15 protein-coding genes and 1 riboswitch are annotated in these 14,376 nt (G+C 70.8%); of the genes, 10 read left to right on the top strand and 5 right to left on the bottom strand.

The window, feature by feature from the left end; genetic code table 11:
• Positions 1-9: 9 nt before the first annotated feature.
• The gene (locus tag ACFVDP_RS05730) at positions 10-1,467 is read right to left on the bottom strand and encodes an MFS transporter (protein WP_383483729.1); all 1,458 of its coding nucleotides are present in this window, start codon (positions 1,465-1,467) and stop codon (positions 10-12) included.
• A gap of 185 nt (positions 1,468-1,652) precedes the next feature.
• Here ACFVDP_RS05730 and ACFVDP_RS05725 point away from each other — a divergent pair, with 185 nt between their 5' ends.
• Positions 1,653-2,105 (top strand): MarR family winged helix-turn-helix transcriptional regulator, encoded by a 453-nt coding sequence (locus ACFVDP_RS05725; protein WP_383483726.1) that lies wholly within the window; start codon positions 1,653-1,655, stop codon positions 2,103-2,105.
• Positions 2,106-2,139: 34 nt separating this feature from the next.
• Here the strand turns inward: ACFVDP_RS05725 and ACFVDP_RS05720 are convergent, their stop codons facing one another.
• The gene (locus tag ACFVDP_RS05720) at positions 2,140-2,862 is read right to left on the bottom strand and encodes a GntR family transcriptional regulator (protein WP_383483723.1); all 723 of its coding nucleotides are present in this window, start codon (positions 2,860-2,862) and stop codon (positions 2,140-2,142) included.
• A gap of 218 nt (positions 2,863-3,080) precedes the next feature.
• Between ACFVDP_RS05720 and ACFVDP_RS05715 the strand changes: the two genes are divergently transcribed.
• From ACFVDP_RS05715 to ACFVDP_RS05695, 5 genes are all read left to right on the top strand, one after another.
• The gene (locus ACFVDP_RS05715) at positions 3,081-4,334 is read left to right on the top strand and encodes an amidohydrolase (protein WP_383483720.1); all 1,254 of its coding nucleotides are present in this window, start codon (positions 3,081-3,083) and stop codon (positions 4,332-4,334) included.
• 167 nt (positions 4,335-4,501) lie between these two features.
• Positions 4,502-5,998, top strand: a complete 1,497-nt coding sequence (locus ACFVDP_RS05710) for an APC family permease (protein ID WP_383483717.1) — start codon at positions 4,502-4,504, stop codon at positions 5,996-5,998.
• Positions 5,999-6,130: 132 nt separating this feature from the next.
• The gene (locus ACFVDP_RS05705; RefSeq protein ID WP_383484362.1) at positions 6,131-6,895 is read left to right on the top strand and encodes a GNAT family N-acetyltransferase; all 765 of its coding nucleotides are present in this window, start codon (positions 6,131-6,133) and stop codon (positions 6,893-6,895) included.
• Between the two features lie 101 nt (positions 6,896-6,996).
• Entirely contained in the window at positions 6,997-7,446 is a 450-nt protein-coding gene (locus ACFVDP_RS05700; RefSeq protein WP_383483714.1) for a universal stress protein, read from the top strand.
• The gene (locus tag ACFVDP_RS05695) at positions 7,443-8,540 is read left to right on the top strand and encodes an adenylate/guanylate cyclase domain-containing protein (RefSeq protein ID WP_383483711.1); all 1,098 of its coding nucleotides are present in this window, start codon (positions 7,443-7,445) and stop codon (positions 8,538-8,540) included. Before ACFVDP_RS05700 ends, ACFVDP_RS05695 begins: the two co-directional genes overlap by 4 nt.
• Positions 8,541-8,588: 48 nt before the next feature.
• Here the strand turns inward: ACFVDP_RS05695 and ACFVDP_RS05690 are convergent, their stop codons facing one another.
• Positions 8,589-9,482 carry a hypothetical protein gene (locus ACFVDP_RS05690; protein ID WP_383483708.1) on the bottom strand — a complete coding sequence of 298 codons (894 nt, stop codon included), beginning with the start codon at positions 9,480-9,482 and terminating at the stop codon, positions 8,589-8,591.
• Between ACFVDP_RS05690 and ACFVDP_RS05685 the strand changes: the two genes are divergently transcribed.
• From ACFVDP_RS05685 to ACFVDP_RS05675, 3 genes are all read left to right on the top strand, one after another.
• Positions 9,475-9,870, top strand: a complete 396-nt coding sequence (locus ACFVDP_RS05685) for a DUF2809 domain-containing protein (RefSeq protein ID WP_383483705.1) — start codon at positions 9,475-9,477, stop codon at positions 9,868-9,870. The two genes, ACFVDP_RS05690 and ACFVDP_RS05685, sit on opposite strands and share 8 nt — an antisense overlap.
• An 85-nt stretch (positions 9,871-9,955) precedes the next feature.
• A riboswitch (cobalamin riboswitch) is annotated at positions 9,956-10,093 on the top strand.
• A 39-nt stretch (positions 10,094-10,132) separates the two neighbouring features.
• Positions 10,133-10,354, top strand: coding sequence for a CbtB-domain containing protein (locus ACFVDP_RS05680; protein ID WP_383483702.1), 222 nt, complete (start codon positions 10,133-10,135; stop codon positions 10,352-10,354).
• Between the two features lie 25 nt (positions 10,355-10,379).
• Complete coding sequence (locus tag ACFVDP_RS05675; protein ID WP_383483699.1) at positions 10,380-11,135, top strand: CbtA family protein; 756 nt, start codon at positions 10,380-10,382, stop codon at positions 11,133-11,135.
• 100 nt (positions 11,136-11,235) lie between these two features.
• Here the strand turns inward: ACFVDP_RS05675 and ACFVDP_RS05670 are convergent, their stop codons facing one another.
• Entirely contained in the window at positions 11,236-11,919 is a 684-nt protein-coding gene (locus ACFVDP_RS05670) for a histidine phosphatase family protein (RefSeq protein WP_383483696.1), read from the bottom strand.
• A gap of 120 nt (positions 11,920-12,039) precedes the next feature.
• Between ACFVDP_RS05670 and cobF the strand changes: the two genes are divergently transcribed.
• A complete protein-coding gene (cobF, locus tag ACFVDP_RS05665; RefSeq protein ID WP_383483693.1) occupies positions 12,040-12,885 on the top strand; it encodes a precorrin-6A synthase (deacetylating) in 846 nt (281 codons plus the stop codon).
• A 144-nt stretch (positions 12,886-13,029) separates the two neighbouring features.
• Here cobF and nrdR read toward each other — a convergent pair whose 3' ends face one another.
• Positions 13,030-13,491 (bottom strand): transcriptional regulator NrdR, encoded by a 462-nt coding sequence (gene nrdR, locus ACFVDP_RS05660; RefSeq protein ID WP_383483690.1) that lies wholly within the window; start codon positions 13,489-13,491, stop codon positions 13,030-13,032.
• Positions 13,492-14,376: the final 885 nt, after the last annotated feature.

The raw sequence follows: 14,376 nt of genomic DNA, 5'->3' as shown, positions 1-14,376 counted from the left end.
TCCGAGGGATCAGGCCCGCGCCGGAGCCGGGTCGGCGTCGGTCGGCTGCGCTTCGGCGGTCCCGTCGCCGTCGGGCTTGCGCAGGGCGGGGATGAGGGTCGCGACGGCGGCGGAGACGAGGGCCACGCCGCAGCCGATCGCCAGGCCGGTGCGGAAGCCGTTCTCGGAGGCGAAGGTGAAGCCGCCCATGCTGATGGTCATCTGGGCCAGGACGACGCCGATCACGGCGGAGCCGATCGTGGTGCCGAGCGAGCGCATCAGGGTGTTGAAACCATTGGCGGCGGCCGTCTCGGAGAGTGGCACCGAGCTCATGATGAGGGCGGGCATGGAGCCGTACGCGAGAGCGACACCGCTGTTGATCACGATGCCGGCCAGCATGATGCCCCAGGCCGTGCCCATGAGCGGGAGGGCGACGCCGTATCCGAGGGCGATCACGAGGGCGCCGCAGATGAGGGCCGTCTTCGGGCCGCGCGCGTTGATCAGCTTTCCGCCGAGCGGCGAGATCAGCATCATCATGATGCCACCGGGCGCGATCCACAGACCGGCCGCGAGCATCGACTGACCGAGGCCGTAGCCGGTGGCCTTCGGGAACTGCAGCAACTGGGGCGCGATCAGCATGAAGGAGTACATGCCGACGCCGATGAGAATCGAAGCGGCGTTGGTGAACAGCACCCGGGGGCGGGCCGTGGTCCGCAGATCGACGAGCGGGTCGCGGGTGCGCAACTCGTAGAAGCCCCAGGTGAACAGGGCGACGACGGCGACGGCGAACAGGCCGAGCGTGGTGCCCGAGGTCCAGCCCCAGTCGGCACCCTTGGAGATGGCCAGCAACAGCGACACCAGGCCGATGGCGAGGCCGACGGCTCCCGGTGCGTCGAACCGCTGCCCCTTCGCACCCGCCGGGACGTCCGGGACGATGGCGAAGATCAACGCGCCGACGATCAGGGCCAGCACGGCGGAGCCCCAGAACAGCACGCGCCAGTTCGCGTACTGGGCGACCGCCGCCGCGATCGGCAGCCCGATGGCGCCGCCGATGCCCATGGAGGCACTGACCAGGGCGATGGAACCGCTGAGCTTCTCGGTCGGCACGACATCACGCAGCAGCGCGATACCGAGCGGCACCATGCCCATGCCCATGCCCTGCAGACCGCGACCGACGATCATCGGCACGAGCGACGAGGAGAGCGCGCACACCACGGATCCCACGATCAGTGGCACGGCACAGATGAGCATCATGCGGCGCTTGCCTATGAGATCTCCAAGGCGACCGGAGACCGGTACACACACGCCCGACACGAGCAGTGTCACCGTGATGACCCAAGCCGCGTTCGAGGACGACGTGTCCAGGATCTGCGGCAGCTCGGCAATGAGCGGCGTCACCAGCGTCTGCATGATCGCGGCCGTGGTTCCGGCGAGCGCGAGGGTGGCGACGACAGCGCCTGACCTGCTGCTCGCCTCGGGGACGTCCATACGGGCTCCTTCATCTCTGCACCACGTGAATCCGTTCACCACGCGCACCGGTGTGCAGAATACACGCACCATGTATCGTGCATATCGCGTGCAGAGGGCACATGCGTGTCGGGGGCGCGGCTTCGGGCGGAGGAACCTGGCCGTAGCACCCTGCGATACCGTCGGACCTGGGAGGACGCACGTACATGGACAAGCCCTCGCAGCTGGTCGAGTTCGAGCACATGGTGCTGGGCCGACATCAGCTCGGCAGTGACAAGCGCCGTCGGCAGGCGGACCGTCTTGATCGCAGCGCGTACATCATGCTCAGCCGGATCCGGATGCAGGGTCCGATGTCGATCGGTCAGCTCAGCGAGGCGTTCGCGCTCGACGCCTCCACCGTCAACCGGCAGACGGCGCAAGCGATGCGGGAAGGGCTGCTGGAGCGGATTCCCGACCCCGACGGGGGCATGGCCCGCAAGTTCCGGTTGACCGATGAGGGCCTACGGCGGCTCGACGCGGAGCACAAAGTGCACGTAGAGGAACTGGACAGGGTCTTCGAGGACTGGCCGGCCGACGACGTGCTGGCCTTCGCGCGGAATCTCCAGCGCTTCAATACGAGCATCGAGAGGCTCAGCGGCCAGCCCTGGCCCCGATCCTGACCGCTGCCCCGCGGTGACACCCGGGCCGAGCCTCCTACGCCGGGGACGGACCGTCCTCCCGCGCATGCGCGGCCAGCAGTCCGAGCGCCGCCGCGCGCGTCCCGGCCACATGGGTCCGCGCCAGGGCCCGGGCCGCCTCCTCGTCCCCCGCGCCGATCGCCTCGTACAGCCGCTCGTGCTCGCCGCACATCGGGCCGGCGTCGTCCGGTGCCGACGTCAGGTGGAAAAGGCGGCGGAGGCGTGAGTCCAGTGGTGCCATCAGGTCGATGAGGACCGGGTTTCCCGATGCCTCGGCGACGGCCTGGTGGAAGTCCGCGTTGAGGTTCACCACGTCGCGCAGCCGGCCCGCGTCGGAGGCCTTGCGGGTGCGCTTGAGCAGCTGTGCCAAGGTGCGCAGGCCCGCCGGGTCACGGCGGCGTGCGGCCAGCCCGGCGGCCAGCTCCTCCAGGTTCTCCCGTACGTCGAACAGGTGCTCCGCGTCGTCGGGGCCGAAGCCGGTGACCACGGCCCCGCGCCGCGCCTGCACCGTGAGGAACCGCTCCGCCTCCAGGCGCTGCATCGCCTCGCGCACGGGGACGCGGGAGACCCCCAGCTCCTCGGCGAGTTCGCGTTCGACCAGGCGCAGGCCCGCCGGGTACCGGCCCTCGATGATCCGCTCGCGCAACTCCACGTAGACCCGGTCGCGCAGGGACAGCTGCGTGTCTCCGATGGCGGAGGTGCGGGGCCCGGTGGGGCGCGAGGTCGGCACGGTCGGCACAGGGGGCTCCGGTCGGGGTCGAGGTGCGGGCATTGCGGAGGAGACGGTGTCGCAGTCGGCATCCTCGCAGACTCGGGGCCACGGTTCGAAAAATCTTCCCCGAGACCATTGCCTGGTATTTGGTATACCAGTTAGCTTGGCGCGGCGCCCCGCTGAACAGGGCACTTTCCGGCACTGCCCGATTCCGGGAGCGCGGCACCGACGCACGAAGGAGCACCATGCGCACACCCACCGCCCCTCAGACCCCGGCCGTCCTCGTCGACGCCACGCTGCCCGACGGCAGGCGCGCCGATGTCGAACTGCGGGACGGCCGCGTCCACGCGATCCGGGACCGCCGGGACGGTGCCCCGCGCACCCCGCTCCCGGCCGACGCCGTGGATCTGGGCGGCGCGCTCCTGCTGCCCGCCCTCGTCGACGGCCACGCCCACCTCGACAAGACCCTCCTCGGCGGCCCGTGGCAGCCCCACCGGGCCACGGCCGACCTGCGCGAGCAGATCGCGAGCGAACGCGCCGCCCGCCGCGAGCCCGCCGTCCCGGTCGCCGAACGGGCCGCGGCCCTCGCCCGCCGCATGGTCGCGCTCGGCACCGGACACGTCCGCTCCCACGTCGACATCGACCCCGACGTCAAGCTCGACGGACTGCACCAACTCCTCGCCCTGCGTGAGCAGTTCGCGGACCGGCTCGGCATCCAGCTGGTGGCCTTCCCGCAGAGCGGCGTGGTCACCGCGCCCGGCGTCGCCGACCTGCTGGACGCGGCCCTCGCCGAGGGCGCCGACCTGATCGGCGGCCTCGACCCGGCCGGCTTCGACGGCGACGTCGACGGCCAGCTCGACGTCGTCTTCCGCCTCGCCGAACGCCACGACGCCGGCATCGACATCCACCTCCACGACGGCGGCACCGTCGGCACGGCGCAGTTGCGCGCGATCGCCGACCGCACCGCCGCCCTCGGCCTGTCCGGCCAGGTCGCCGTCAGCCACGCGTACTGTCTCGGCGATGTCGACGACGGCGAACTCGACCGCACCGCAAGCGTGTTGACCGCCGCGGGCGTCGCCATCATGACGAACGGCCCGCGTCACTCGATCCCGCCCGTGCTCCGACTGCGCGAGCACGGCGTACGGGTCTTCGCGGGCTCCGACAACATCCGCGACACCTGGTGGCCGTTCGGCACCGCCGACATGCTGGAGCGCGCCACCATCATCGCCCTGCAGAGCGGTTTCGCCACCGACGGGGAACTGCACGCCGCCGCCTCCCTGGTCACCGACGAGGCCGCCGCGGCGCTCGGCCTGGCCGACTACGGATTGCGCGAAGGCGCTCGCGCGGACCTGGTCGCCGTCGCGGCGGGCGGCGTCCCCGAAGCCGTCGCCGCCCATCCCCGTCGCGTCATCGTCCTGCACGGGGGCCGGGTCGTGGGCCCCTCGGACGTGGACGCGGCCTACCCGTCCTTCACCGCGGAGACGCCTCCCCGGCACTGAGGCGCCACCGCCCGGTACGGCCGGGGGAGCGGGCCGGGCGTGACAGCCGCCCGGCCCCGGTCGGCCCTGCCCGCACGCGGCCACCGCGCCCGCATCCCCTCGGTACCGCTTCACCGTTCCCCGCTCGCCAGATCCGCCCGTCAGCCCTGCCCAACGGAGTGCATCCCATGACGTCCACCGACTCCAGAACTCCTCATAGCAGCCGGGGAGTTACACCTTCCGAACCGCGCTCCGACAGCGGCGGACGGCTCGCCGCAGGCCGCATCGGCACGTCCGACCTGGTCTTCTTCGTCGTCGCGGCCGCCGCGCCGCTGACCGTGCTCGCCGGTGTCGCCCCGTTCGCGATCGGCATCGGCGGCGCGGGCGCCCCGCTCGCCTACCTCGTCTCCGGCGTCCTGCTCGTCCTGTTCGCCGCCGGGTTCACCGCGATGAGCCAGTACGTGCGCAACGCGGGCGCCTTCTACGCGTACGTGGCCCACGGCCTCGGCCGGGTCCTCGGCGTCGGTACCGCCTACGTCGCCGTCGTCTCGTACAACCTGATCACGCCCGGAGTCGCCGCCGCCTTCGGCTACTTCGCGGCCGACTCGGTGCACGACGCCACCGGCACCGACATACCGTGGTGGGTGCTGTCCGGGGTGTGCGTGGCCGCCGTCGGCGTCCTCGGCTGGCTGAAGGTCACGCTCAGCGCGAAGGTGCTCGGCGTCGCCCTGGTCCTCGAAGTGATCTCCCTTCTCGTCATGGACGCGGGCATCCTCGGCGACCGCGGCACCGCCGCCCTCGACCCGGCCTCCTTCGACCCGTCCACCCTCGCCACCGGCGGCGTCGCCGGCATGTTCGTCCTCGTCATCGGCGCGTTCACCGGGTTCGAGGCCACGGCCATCTACGCGGAGGAGGCACGCGACCCGCGCCGCACGGTCTCCCGGGCCACGTTCATCGCCATCGGATTCCTCGCCGTGTTCTACGCGGCGGGCTGCTGGCTGATCATGGGCGCCTTCGGCACCGAGCGTGCCGTCGACCTCGCGGGAGCCGCGGCCGGACCCGACCTGACCTTCAGCGCCGCCGAACTCCACGTCGGGGCCTGGCTCGCCGACACCATGCACGGCCTGATCATCGTCAGCGCGTTCGCCGCGACCCTCGCCTTCCACAACGCCGCCGCCCGTTACCTCTACGCACTCGGCCGCGAGGGCCTGCTGCCGCGCCGCCTCGGCACCGTCAGCGGACGGCACGGTTCGCCCGGCGGCGCCGTCGTCGCCCAGAGCGCCTTCAACCTGCTGCTCATCGCCGTCGGCGCGCTGCTCGCCGCCGACCCGTACAGCGAGGTCTTCCTGTGGACCAACAGCATCGGCGTCCTCGGCATCATGGCCATGCAGGCCCTCGCCGCGCTCGCCGTGTGGGCGTACTTCCGCCGCGACCGGCGCGGCATGAGCGCCGCCCGCGTCGTCTGGTCACCGCTGCTCGCGTGCGCGGGGCTCGCCGTCCTCACCGTCCTCGCCGTCGTCCACTTCGACCTGCTGACCGGACGCACCGGCGCCGTGAACGCCGTACTCCTGGTGCCCCTGCCGCTCGTACTGATCGCCGGGTTCGCGGTGGCCCTGCGGATCCGGCACCGCGAACCCGAGCGGTACGCGTCACTGACCACGGTCGACGTGGAACGCGACGTGTGAGTTCCTGAGGGGTCTCCGGTGCCTGTCGCGGCGGAGTAATCAACTGCGAGTACCGCGGCCGGCATGCTGGAATGGATCACCGTGAAGCCCATGGATGTCCCGCCGGTCAATGAGTCCGACCTCGCGCTCGCGATGGAGCGGAATCTCGCCGAGCACGCCTGCCACCTGCACCGGAACCTGAACAGCGCGTCCGTCATCGAGACCGGCGACCTGCTGATCGCCGACAGCGGGCTCGCCGACGACACCTTCAACATCGTCGCGGCCGCCCGCTTCGCCCCGGACGCCGCCCCGACCCGCGTCGCGGAGACGGTCCGGACCGTGGCCGCCACCGGCCGCCCCTTCTCCTGGTGGGTGGGTCCCGCCTCCGCGCCGGGCGACCTCGCCGAGCACCTCGCGGCCGCCGGCCTGGAGGCGTCGGAGACCGAGACGGGCATGTGGAAGGATCTGCGCGGCCCTCTCCCCGAGGCGCACGTCGACGGCCTGGAGATCCGCCGGGTGACCGCTCGGGAGCAACTCGCCGACTACGCCACGGTCCTCGCCGCGAACTGGAACCCGCCCGCCGCCACGGTGCGCCGATTCTTCGCCGACGCCGCCGACCTGGCGCTCACCGCCGACCGCCCCGCCCGCTACCTGGTCGGATACGTCGACGGCCGTCCCGTCTGCTCGGCCGAGGTCTTCTTCAACGCGGGGGTCGCCGGGATCTACAACATCGCCACGCTCGCCACCGACCGCCGCCGTGGTTATGGCGGCGCCATCACCCTGGCCACCCTGCACACCGCACGCGACGCGGGCTACGAGACGGCGGTGCTGCAGGCTTCCGCCGACGGAGAACCGGTGTACCGCCGCCTCGGGTTCAGCGTCTGTGGCCACTTCACCGAGTACGCCCTCACGCCCTGACCGTCCGGTGACCTTCCCGCGGGGTCCGGGCTCTTGCCTCGCCTCGGAACAGAGCTCTATCTTACTCAAAAGTAAGTTTACTTAGGGGTAGGGAGCTTGCTGTGGTCGCCTATCGCACTGTCATGGTCGGAACGGACGGCTCCGAGTCGTCCTACGCGGCGGTCGAGGGAGCGGCCAGGCTGGCCGCCGTCTGCACGGCGGAACTCCTCGTCGTCTGCGCGTACTTGCCGATGCAGGGAACCGAACTCGCTCGCGCACAGGACCAGTTGGGTGCTGAGGGGTACCAAGTGGTCGGCTCGGCGCCCGCCGAGGACACCTTGCGCACCGCGCGGGACCGGGCCCGTGCGCAGGGCGTGGCGGACGTGCGGACCCTCGCCGTGGAGGGGGAACCCGTCCCCGTCCTCGTACAGACCGCCCAGAAGAACGCCGTCGACCTCTTGGTGGTCGGCAACCGGGGCCTGCGCTCGCTCGCCGGGCGGCTTCTCGGCTCCGTACCCGCGGACATCGCCCGCAAGGCGGGCCTGGACGTGCTGATCGTGCACACCACATGACCGCGGACCGGCCCGCTGCCGAGGAACCGGTCTCGCCGAGCGACGCCGAGGCGCTGCGGCGGACGATCGAGGAGGTGCTGCTCGGCGGCGGCCGCCACTGGACGCGGCAGGACATCGTGGAGCGGACCGGGGTGGGTCCGGAACGCACCGCGCAGATCTGGCGGGCGCTCGGCTTCCCGCTGGTCGAGGACGACGTACGGGTGTTCACGGACGGCGACGTCGACGCGCTGCGCGCCGGAGAGCGGCTGATCGCGGCCGGGATCATCACCGAGGAGAGCGAGGCGATGATGGCCCGCGCCCTCGGACACCACCTCTCCCGGCTCGCCGAATGGCAGGTCCACACGCTGTGGGCGTGGCTGAACCGGGACCGTGAGACTCCGCTGACGCAGACGGAACTGGCGAGCAGGGCCACGGTCCTGCTCGCCGAGATGGAACTGCTCCAACGGCACGTCTGGAGGCGGCACTTCGCGGCCTACACCGGGCAGGTGATCGCCACCGCACAGGACGCCGCGTCGCTGAAGGAGACCCCAGGAGCCGGCCCCGCGCCCGACGAGACGGTCCCGCCGGGAGAAGGTCTGCACGTACAGGATCTCGCCGTCGGATTCACCGACATGGTCGGCTACACGCGGATGACGCGCGGCCTCGACAGCACCGAACTCGTCAAGGTCCTCGACCGGTTCGAGAGCCTGACCGGGGACGTGGTCGCCGAGGGCCGGGGGCGGGTGGTGAAGACCATCGGCGACGAGGTTCTCTTCGTGTGCGAGTCGGCGTCCACGGCGGCGGACATCGCCCTGGAACTCACCGCCCGGGTCGAAGGGGAGAAACGCCTCCCGCACGTACGCACCGGCTTGGCCCACGGCCCCGTCCTCAGCCGTTTCGGCGACGTCTACGGAGCCGCGGTCAACATAGCGGCCCGCCTGACCGCGGTGGCCCGCCCCGACACGGTGCTCGTGAACACCGCACTGGCCGGGGAACTCTCCGGCCAGGACGCATACGAACTGAAAGTCCTCCGCCCGGTGTCGGTACGCGGCTACCACCGCCTCCGCCCGGTACTGCTCCGCCCGGCCGCCGCTCCGTCCCGCTGGGGCCGCTGACGGGTGCCCGGCATTCAGGTGCGCGTGATGCACTCGGTGGAGACCACGTCATCCCTTCGCTTCCGGGCCGATGGGCCGCGTCAGATAGTGCTCCCGCACCCGGTCCGTGGTGACCTGCCGCAGCGTCGGCTGAAGAACTGGGCACGTCGGGACGGCGTCCCATTTCATGTACGGGTGCCATCGGCTGTGCGCGGCGATCAGCATGGCTTCGCCGCGCTCGACGTCCCCCTCAACCGCGTACCAGCCTGCCATCCAGCAGCAGTCGGCGTACTGGGCAGGGGCATGCCCGCCCTGCGCGACGAGGTCGTGTGCGCGCGGGAAGTCGTTTGCGGTCCTGAGCGACTGCCACACGACGCGCCGTTCGCGATCGGTGAGCGAGTCGAAATCGCGGTCCACGAGGGGGGAACGGTGCTGGACGCCTGCCGGCGGAGCCGCCGCGCCCCATGGCGCGTACCCGGGCAGCAGTTCCTCCAGCGGGCGCTGCGTGAGCTGCTCGGAAAGCCAGTGCAGTCTTTTCTGCAGGACGCGACCGGCCGGTACGGTCGCCGCCACCGCGGCGAAGCGGTCCGCAAGCGCCTCCTGCGAGTCTTCCGGTGCGGCCAGGAGTGCTTCGTCGAAGGGCATGTCCTGGTCGCACAGTTCGCCACCGGCCGGAGCGTCCGTCCGGATCAGGGCCTCGGCCAGATCCGCCGCTTCGCCGGGACGGTCCAGCCACATGAGGATCTGGATCGACGCGGCGGCCGCCTCCCAGACGGGCCCTCGCGCGCCTCCGGGCCGACGAGCGATCTCGAGCAGGTGCGGCAGCGTCTCCCGGAAGCGCCCCTCGCGGGCGTGTGAGATCAGCTTCTCGGCAGAGTTCATGAAGGCGTGCTCTTCCTTGGCTCGTGATTCGGTGACGCGGCCGGCTTCTGTTCTGGGACATAGGCTTCCTGCGATGAACACACGGTGGAGAGCCCTCGGGGGCGCGGTGGTGACCGTCGCGGCCGGTCTCACCGTACGGGCTTCGGCCGACGGGGACTTCGCGAAGTACGCCGGGGACGCTCTTTACACCGTGCTGGTGTGTTGCGTCGTGGTCCTGCTGGCGCCGCGGCTGCGCACCGGTGTCGCCGCCGGTATCGCGCTCGCGTTCAGCTGGGCGGTGGAGTTCTGGCAGATCGCCGGGATCCCCGCCTTCCTGCAACCGGTCCTCGGATCGACGTTCAACCCGCCCGATCTGCTGTGGTACTTCGTCGGAGCGGGCCTGTACTGGTGCCTCGTGGCCTGCTCGGGCGCCTGTCGGTCCTCACCCCGGAGACGTCAGCACTCGACCTCGAAATCGAGTTCGGCGTAGCGGCGCTCCGTGCGTCCACCTGAGCCCGGCCCGGACCGCCACGCCCGAGGTTACCGCCCCGACCCCACGCGCTCTTGGCCATGCACGCGACAGACGGTAATGTCGTGCCGTTATCGACGACGGTCGACGGAAGCCGGTGAGAATCCGGCACGGTCGCGCCACTGTGATACGGGATGCCGACGGCATTCTGTGAGTCAGACCCGTGACGGTCGTCCATGTGCACCACCAAGACGGGACGCGAACTCCCGAAGGAGGCCCTGCCATGGCGCAGCATGTCGCCCAGCCGACCGCCACCACCCCTGCCATACCGGCCAAGCTGCCGTTGAAGGCGATCGCCCCCTGGGCGGCGTTCTTCGGCGTCCTGATGCTGGTCCTGCTCTACTTCGTCGGCGCCGAACAGGGCGCCACCTCCGTGTTCAGCGGAGCCGAAGTCCACGAATGGGTGCACGACGCCCGCCACCTGCTCGGCTTCCCCTGCCACTGAGAAGGCAGAGGAACGTCGCGCTCTCATGAACTCAACCACCGTACGCAACCTGCTCGTTCGCGGCATGCTCGCCGGTCTCGGGGCCGGCGTGCTCGCCCTCGTCATCGCCTACTGGCTCGGTGAGCCGTTGGTCGACAAGGCGATCGGCTTCGAGGAGTCCCACGCCGGTCACTCGCACGGCGACGAGGTCGAACTCGTCTCGCGCAGCCTTCAGTCGACGGCCGGACTCGCCACCGGCGTCCTCATCTACGGCGTCGCCTTCGGCGGCATCGCCGCACTCGCCTACTGCTTCGCTCTCGGCCGGGTGGGCCGCTTCGGTCCGCGCGCGACCGCCCTGCTGCTGTCGGGCTGTGCGCTGATGGCCGTCTACGTCGTACCGTTCCTGAAGTACCCGGCCAATCCGCCCGCCGTCGGCAACGGCGACACCATCGGCAAGCGGACCACCCTGTACTTCCTGATGATGGTGCTCAGCGTCCTCCTCGCGGTCGCGGCGACCATCCTCGGCAAGCGGCTCGCGCCACGCCTCGGGAACTGGTGGGCCACCGTGTCCGCCGTCCTCGCCTTCGCCGTGGTCGTCGGTCTGGCCTTCCAGTTCCTGCCCGTGATCAACGAGGTGCCGGAGCACTTCCCGGCCGCCGTGCTCTGGCGCTTCCGGCTCTCCGCCCTCGCCCTCCAGATCACCATGTGGACCGGATTCGGGCTGCTCTTCGGCGAGTTGGCCGAGCGGCTGCTCAACCCCAAGCCCGCCGCGGCCCGCCAGGCGGTACCGACAGCGAACTGAACCGGCCGGTCGAGCAACGGGACCGAGCCGGACGAGAGGGCCCGCGGACGATTCGTCCGCGGGCCCTCTCGCGTTGCCCCGGGCGCCCGTGCCGCAACCGCTACCGGGACGGCGTCTCCTGAGGAGCCTCACCCGAGGCGGCGGAGGAGGCGGGCGGGACGAGAGGCCGGCCGCAGCGCACGTTCCAACGGCCACCGCGGCCACTCAGCTCGGTGACGGTCAGCGGTGCCACGTCGCAGCGCCAGAACGCCGACAACGGCGCGCCCAGGGCGTGCACCACAGCGGCGCGCACCAGCTCGGGCTCCACTACGCCGATCACGAGCCCACCTCGCGATACCGGCGCCTCCTCGTCGGATACATCGGATACGTCAGATGTGCCGGATGCATCGGGTGCGTCGAGCGTGTCCAGCCATCGCGACACCCGCGCGCACAGGTCGGCCACCGACTCGCCACCCCCGGCGCGGAACTCGGGATCTCCCAGCCACCGGCCCACGTCCTGCGGCGACGTCTCGCTCACCTCGGCCAGGGTCCGGCCGCGCCAGCCTCCCGTGTCCGGTGCGGCCAGCGCGTCCGGTGCGACGGCTGGGCCGAGCCCCAGCAGCTCGGCGGTCTCCCGGCAGCGCCGGCTCCCGGACACGACGGCGAGGTCGGGCGTCGGCAGCGACCGGGCCGCGGCGCGGGCTGCCGTACGGCCGGCGGCATCCAGCGGGGCCCCGTCGTCGAACCGGGCCTGCCGCAGCGAGGCGTTCAGGGCCGGCGAGACGAACCAGACACGGCGGGTCACGACGCGTTCCTTCCAGGGGTGTGGCTTTCACGGCGGTGGGGTGTGGCGGAATCTAGCATTCGCCCTCTTCGCGGAGGGGCCCGCACCGGGCCGCCCACCACGAACTGCGAGACTGTCGTCATGGGCACGCAGAACACGCAGAGCACGGTACAGAGCGCGGAACAGCGCACGATCCTCGTCATCGGGATCGGTGCCGGGGACCCCGACCACCTCACCCTTCAGGCCGTGAAGGCCATCCGGCGCGCCGACGTCTTCTTCGTCGTGGGCAAGGGGGCCGACAAGTCCGCGCTCACCGATCTGCGGCACCAGATGCTGGAGGAGCACGCCGAGGCCCCGTACCGCGTGGTGGAGGTCGAGGACCCGAGCCGGAACCGCCGTCCCATGGACCGCTCCGCCTACACCTCCACCATCGAGGACTGGCGGGTCAGGCGCGGAGACCTCTTCGAGCGGCTGATGCTGGACGAGCTGGCGCCGGGGCAGACCGGCGCGTTCCTCGTGTGGGGCGACCCGTCACTCTACGACAGCACCCTCGGGATCCTCTCCGACATCGAGACCCGCGGCCGGGTGTCCGCGGCCATCGAGGTGGTCCCCGGCATCACCAGCGTGTCCACGCTCGCGGCGCGTCACCGGATCCCGCTGAACCAGGTCGGCCGCCCCGTGCACATCACCCCGGCCCGCCGCCTTCCCGAGGTCGGCCGGCACGACGACGGGGACATCGTCGTCATGCTCGACGGGGGCGAGTCGTTCACCCAGGTCGAGGACAGCGAGGGGCTGTGGATCTACTGGGGCGCGTACCTGGGCACCCCGGACGAACTGCTGATCGCCGGGCCCCTGAACGAGGTACGCGACCGCATCCGGCACGTGCGGTCCGAAGCGCGTGCGCGGCACGGCTGGATCATGGACACCTATCTGCTGCGGAACGTGGACGGGTCGCCGGACCGGTCGCCCGCGGCCGACAACGCCTGATCGCACCGCCCGGACGCCCGACAGCCCGACCGACTGCCCGTGCGAAGGACGGCGCCGGAATGCTCCCGGCGCCGGCCTCCGTCAAATCGCTGACGTCCGTGGATCCGTGGTTCTGTGGTTCCGTAGATCTTTGGAGTACGTCGATCAGTCCACTGCCTGGCCGCACTTGGCCCGCAGTTCGGCGATGGCGTTCTCGAAGTCCGTGAGGGACTCGAAGGCGCGGTAGACGGACGCGAAGCGCATGTAGGCCACCGGGTCCAGCTCGCTGAGCGGTTCCAGGACCGCCAGGCCCACGTCATGGGTGCTCAGTTGGGCGCTTCCGGCGGCCCGCAGGTTCTCCTCGACCTGCTGGCCGAGCCGATCGAGCATGTCCTCCGAAATGGGACGGCCCTGGCACGCCTTGCGGACGCTGCTGACGATCTTTGTGCGGCTGAACGGCTCGGTCACACCGCTGCGCTTGACCACGAGCAGTGAGTACGTCTCCACCGTGGTGAAACGTCGCTGGCAGTGGGCGCACTGACGGCGTCGGCGGATCGATGTGCCGTCGTCGGTCGACCGACTGTCGATGACGCGGCTGTCGGGGAGCCTGCAGAAGGGGCAGTACACCGTTCATGTCCTTTCGGATTGCCTCGGACGGTTGGGTGTTTGTCCGGTGTCCGGCCGACCGTGGAGCGACGCTCATCGTAACGTAACTGACCTGCAGGTTTTCCCGAACTCGCCCGAGTCCGACCCCACTCGGGGCACATGTGGCGGATTCTGGTGGATCTGCGTCGGCACGCTCGAGAAGTCCAGCGTCATGAAATGCGGTCCCGGTGCGTCCTCGGCGATGAGCCGTCGGCGCAATTCGGTGGTGTGCTCAATTCGCGTAGCGCGCACCACGATTCGGGTCGCCCTCCGCCGTGGGCGCGCGAACGGCCGGAACCCCGGGAGGGGTGGTGGTGGAAGGGCGGGGGAACCGCCACGGCGGACGCGGCGCCATGACCGGCAGATCTCGGAAATGGCGGGCGTGTCCCGTCCCGCGGCGACGACAAGGCCACGGAAACGCGCGAACTCCCTGGTGGGCGCCACAGGTCCCGGAGACGGGAGGAGGCCGCAGGGTTTCCATTACTCGGATGGCTTTCCGGGGATCGGCGAAAGCCTGTCCCGCCGGTGAACTCCGCATAAAGGCAGCCCACTTGCCGTGGTGAGTCGCACCGACGCGGCTCCGGATTTCCCGAACCGCGCTGTCCAACGTAAATGGCGGCCTGTCGTGATTCCCCCCTGAGTGTGTATGGCGCGCCTTCTTCGTGAGCTCTGCACGGAGACTGACGCGGCGTCAAGGCAAGGGCCCGGCCGCACCAGCGCGAGGGGGGGGGGGGGGGGTGGGGAGGAGGGAAGTGGAGCGGGGGGGGGGGAGGGAGGGGCGAAGGGAATGGCACGGCAGTCGGGGACCTGGATGCGCTGATCGCTTCCGGCGGTACCGTCCACGACACCGTCGTGCTGGAGTGCCCC

The organism is Streptomyces sp. NPDC057694 (genome assembly GCF_042799415.1).
Classification (GTDB): domain Bacteria; phylum Actinomycetota; class Actinomycetes; order Streptomycetales; family Streptomycetaceae; genus Streptomyces.
The sequence above is the reverse complement of the archived record's forward strand: the minus strand, read 5'-3'. Positions and strand labels throughout refer to the sequence as shown.